The 5,108-nt window shown below is 63.9% G+C and carries 3 rRNA genes (1 of these 3 running past the window's edge); all 3 read left to right on the top strand.

What is annotated here, in order from left to right:
* Nucleotides 1-1,450: ribosomal RNA gene (locus DWW12_RS09500) — 16S ribosomal RNA — on the top strand (it extends 84 nt beyond the left edge of the window).
* Between the two features lie 398 nt (nt 1,451-1,848).
* Nucleotides 1,849-4,824, top strand: a 23S ribosomal RNA gene (locus DWW12_RS09495).
* Nucleotides 4,825-4,972: 148 nt separating this feature from the next.
* Nucleotides 4,973-5,088, top strand: a 5S ribosomal RNA gene (gene rrf, locus DWW12_RS09490).
* The 16S, 23S and 5S rRNA genes sit together here, the layout of an rRNA operon.
* The last annotated feature ends 20 nt before the right edge of the window (nt 5,089-5,108 follow it).

Raw genomic sequence — 5,108 nt, 5'->3', positions numbered from 1 at the left:
CAAGTCGAACGGCACCCACCTTCGGGTGGAAGCGAGTGGCGAACGGCTGAGTAACACGTGGAGAACCTGCCCCCTCCCCCGGGATAGCCGCCCGAAAGGACGGGTAATACCGGATACCCCGGGGTGCCGCATGGCACCCCGGCTAAAGCCCCGACGGGAGGGGATGGCTCCGCGGCCCATCAGGTAGACGGCGGGGTGACGGCCCACCGTGCCGACAACGGGTAGCCGGGTTGAGAGACCGACCGGCCAGATTGGGACTGAGACACGGCCCAGACTCCTACGGGAGGCAGCAGTGGGGAATCTTGCGCAATGGGGGGAACCCTGACGCAGCGACGCCGCGTGCGGGACGGAGGCCTTCGGGTCGTAAACCGCTTTCAGCAGGGAAGAGTCAAGACTGTACCTGCAGAAGAAGCCCCGGCTAACTACGTGCCAGCAGCCGCGGTAATACGTAGGGGGCGAGCGTTATCCGGATTCATTGGGCGTAAAGCGCGCGTAGGCGGCCCGGCAGGCCGGGGGTCGAAGCGGGGGGCTCAACCCCCCGAAGCCCCCGGAACCTCCGCGGCTTGGGTCCGGTAGGGGAGGGTGGAACACCCGGTGTAGCGGTGGAATGCGCAGATATCGGGTGGAACACCGGTGGCGAAGGCGGCCCTCTGGGCCGAGACCGACGCTGAGGCGCGAAAGCTGGGGGAGCGAACAGGATTAGATACCCTGGTAGTCCCAGCCGTAAACGATGGACGCTAGGTGTGGGGGGACGATCCCCCCGTGCCGCAGCCAACGCATTAAGCGTCCCGCCTGGGGAGTACGGCCGCAAGGCTAAAACTCAAAGGAATTGACGGGGGCCCGCACAAGCAGCGGAGCATGTGGCTTAATTCGAAGCAACGCGAAGAACCTTACCAGGGCTTGACATATGGGTGAAGCGGGGGAGACCCCGTGGCCGAGAGGAGCCCATACAGGTGGTGCATGGCTGTCGTCAGCTCGTGTCGTGAGATGTTGGGTTAAGTCCCGCAACGAGCGCAACCCCCGCCGCGTGTTGCCATCGGGTGATGCCGGGAACCCACGCGGGACCGCCGCCGTCAAGGCGGAGGAGGGCGGGGACGACGTCAAGTCATCATGCCCCTTATGCCCTGGGCTGCACACGTGCTACAATGGCCGGTACAGAGGGATGCCACCCCGCGAGGGGGAGCGGATCCCGGAAAGCCGGCCCCAGTTCGGATTGGGGGCTGCAACCCGCCCCCATGAAGTCGGAGTTGCTAGTAATCGCGGATCAGCATGCCGCGGTGAATGCGTTCCCGGGCCTTGTACACACCGCCCGTCACACCACCCGAGTCGTCTGCACCCGAAGTCGCCGGCCCAACCGTCAAGGGGGGAGGCGCCGAAGGTGTGGAGGGTGAGGGGGGTGAAGTCGTAACAAGGTAGCCGTACCGGAAGGTGCGGCTGGATCACCTCCTTTCTAGGGAGATAAATCTTCTAGAGAGATCAACTTAACTCGAATAGAGGGCAGGAGCCCGTCCGGTAGATGTCCGCCAGGATATGTCCCCGCAGCACCCGGTCCCCGGGGTCGCACCCGCGTACCTTGAGAGCCGCATAGCGATAGGAGAGAGATGGAAGATCATTCTTCCAGACTCGATTCTTTTCTGCGATTAAATCAAGAATGATAGCAATCATTCATCCGATCCAAACAAGAAGAATTCACTTATAAATGAGTGAGGAGCATCTGATCGCGAGCACAGTGAATACACTGTGCCGCGGTATGAGATACCCGAATTGCGACATACGAGCGCTATTCATGATATCGATTAATTTAACTTAATTAGCGACACGTGGATATCCCGCGGGCCCGATGCGGTCCCGCAAGATACCACGGGCGCACGGCGGATGCCTTGGCACAGGGAGCCGATGAAGGACGCGGCAAGCTGCGATAATCCCCGGCGAGGAGCACACATCCTTCGACCCGGGGGTCTCCGAATGGGCGAACCCATCCACAGCAGTGTGGATATCCCCACCCCGAACACATAGGGGCGGGGAGGACAACCCGGGGAACTGAAACATCTAAGTACCCGGAGGAGAGGAAATCAATCTCGAGACTCCCCGAGTAGCGGCGAGCGAAAGGGGACCGATGGCCAAACCGTCGAGCGGGCGTACCCGGCAGGGGTTCCGCCGGCGGGGTTGCAGGGCCGCGCATCCGGGGGCTGCCGCCCCCGGGCGCAGGTCCGGCTGGGGAGCGGAACGGCATGGGAGGGCCGGCCGCAGCGGGTGACAGCCCCGTACGCGAACCCAGACCGGACGGCGCGACGCGGTCCCTGAGTAGGGCCGGGCACGTGAAACCCGGTCCGAACCTGGGTGGACCACCATCCAAGCCTGAGTACTACCCTGTGACCGATAGCGCACCAGTACCGTGAGGGAAAGGTGAAAAGCACCCCGGGAGGGGAGTGAAACAGTACCTGAAACCGTGCGCCCACGAGCAGTCGGAGCACCCTTGTGGTGTGACGGCGTGCCTTTTGTAGAATGAGCCAGCGAGTCGCTGGCGCGGGGCGAGGTTAACCGAAAGGGAGCCGTAGCGAAAGCGAGCCTTAACAGGGCGACTTGAGTCCCGCGCCGCGGACGCGAAGCCGGGTGAGCTATCCGTGGGCAGGCTGAAGCGGGGGTAAGACCCCGTGGAGGGCCGAACGCACGTCGGTTGAAAACGGCGGCGATGACCTGCGGATAGGGGTGAAAGGCCAATCAAACCCGGAGATATCTCGTTCTCCCCGAAATAGCTTTAGGGCTAGCGTCGCGCGTTCACCGCCGGAGGTAGAGCACCGGATGGACGAGGGGGCTTCGCCGCCTACCGAATCCAACCGAACTCCGAATGCCGGCGGCCCAGAGCGCGGCAGTCAGAGCATGTGGGCTAAGCTGTGTGCTCGAGAGGGAAACAGCCCGGACCGCCCGCTAAGGTCCCCAAGTTCCAGCCGAGTGGCAAAGGATGTGCGTCCGCCCAGACAACCAGGATGTTGGCTTAGAAGCAGCCATGCATTCAAAGAGTGCGTAACAGCTCACTGGTCGAGTGGACATGCGCCGACAATACACGGGGCTAAGCTGGACACCGAAGCGGCGGGATTTTATCTATATAGAATCGGTAGGGGAGCTTCCCATGGGCGGGGAAGCCGCCGGGCGACCGGCGGTGGAGCGCATGGGAGTGAGAATGCTGGCATGAGTAGCGAGAGACGAGAGAGTAACTCGTCCGCCGTGAACCCGAGGTTTCCTGGGCAAGGCTAATCCTCCCAGGGTCAGTCGGGGGCTAAGGCGAGGCCGGGAGGCGTAGCCGACGCGCAGCAGGCAGACATTCCTGCACCGCGCACGCGGCGCTACGACCGACGGGGCGACGGATGGGGGTGGCTCGGCGGGGTTCTGGACGTCCCCGTGATGGAGCGCGGCCCGCGGACCAGGGAAATCCGGTCCGCACACAGGGCGAGGCTCCGGACGAAGCGATTGAGCGAAGCGAGTGAGCCCGAGGTCCCTAGAAAAACCCCTAGGCAGGCGCGTGCGCGCCCGTACCGCAAACCGACACAGGTGGGTGGGTAGAACATACCGAGGCGATCGGGTCAACCATGGTCAAGGAACTCGGCACAATGGCCCCGTAACTTCGGGAGAAGGGGTGCCCGCGCGTACGTGAACGGACTTGCTCCGGGAGCGGAGGCGGGCCGCAGTGGAGAGGCCCAAGCGACTGTTTACCAAAAACACAGGACTCTGCAGAAGCCGCAAGGCGACGTATAGGGTCTGACGCCTGCCCGGTGCCGGAAGGTCACGCGGAGGAGTTAGCGCATCGCGCGAAGCCCCGAAGCCAAGCCCCGGTAAACGGCGGCCGTAACTATAACGGTCCTAAGGTAGCGAAATTCCTTGTCGGGTAAGTTCCGACCTGCACGAAAGGCGCAACGACTTGGGCGCTGTCTCGACCATGGACCCGGTGAAATTGCACTGGTCGTGAAGATGCGACTTACCCGCGGAAGGACGGAGAGACCCCGTGAACCTTCACTGCAGCTTGGCATTGGCCGCTGGTCCCGCGTGTAGAGGATAGGCAGGAGGCACAGATCCGGAGGCGCCAGCCCCCGGGGAGCCGCCCTTGGAATACTGCCCTCGCGCGACCGGCGTCCTAACCCGAGGCCGTCAACCGGCTCGGGGACCGTGCCAGGCGGGCAGTTTGACTGGGGCGGTCGCCTCCTAAAGGGTAACGGAGGCGCGCGAAGGTCCGCTCGGGACGGTCGGCAACCGTCCTTTTGAATGCAAGAGTACAAGCGGGCTTGACTGCGAGGCCCACAAGCCGAGCAGGTGCGAAAGCAGGCTCTAGTGATCCGGCGGCCCCGAGTGGGTGGGCCGTCGCTCAACGGATAAAAGGTACTCCGGGGATAACAGGCTGATCTTGCCCAAGAGTCCACATCGACGGCAAGGTTTGGCACCTCGATGTCGGCTCATCGCATCCTGGGGCTGGAGCAGGTCCCAAGGGTACGGCTGTTCGCCGTTTAAAGCGGTACGCGAGCTGGGTTCAGAACGTCGTGAGACAGTTCGGTCCCTATCCTCCGTGGGCGCAGGAGAATCGATGGAGGCTGCCCCCAGTACGAGAGGACCGGGGTGGACGCACCTCCGGTGAACCGGTTGTCGACCAACGGCACGGCCGGGTAGCCGCGTGCGGCGCGGATAACCGCTGAAGGCATCTAAGCGGGAAGCCGTTCCAGGGATTAGTTCTCCTTCCGGTAAGGGCCCAGGTAGACTACCTGGTCGATAGACGGCAGGTGCAAGGCTGGCGACAGCCTCAGCCGAGCCGCACTAATCGCCCGAGCTCTTCCGGAACCGCACCTCGCGGCCCGCGGGACTTCGCGCTCATGCGCGGTCCGGGCACGAGGATGCCCCCGAGTCAGATCTTTCCTATGCGCCATGCGGCCCCCAGGGCACGTAGATGTTAGACCCAGGACACCGTAACGGTGGGCGCCGCCCACCGGTCAGCGGCCAGAGCATGGGGGGCACGCCCGGTCCCGTTCCGAACCCGGAAGCTAAGCCCCATCGCGCCGAGAGTACTGCGGGGCCAGCCCGTGGGAGGCCAGGGCGCCGCTGACCGGTGGACGGCACCGAGCCGT

This window comes from Collinsella sp. AF14-35, assembly GCF_003464565.1.
Classification (GTDB): Bacteria; Actinomycetota; Coriobacteriia; order Coriobacteriales; family Coriobacteriaceae; genus Collinsella.
Note: the sequence above shows the minus strand (reverse complement) of the source record. Positions and strands in the feature narration are given on the sequence as shown.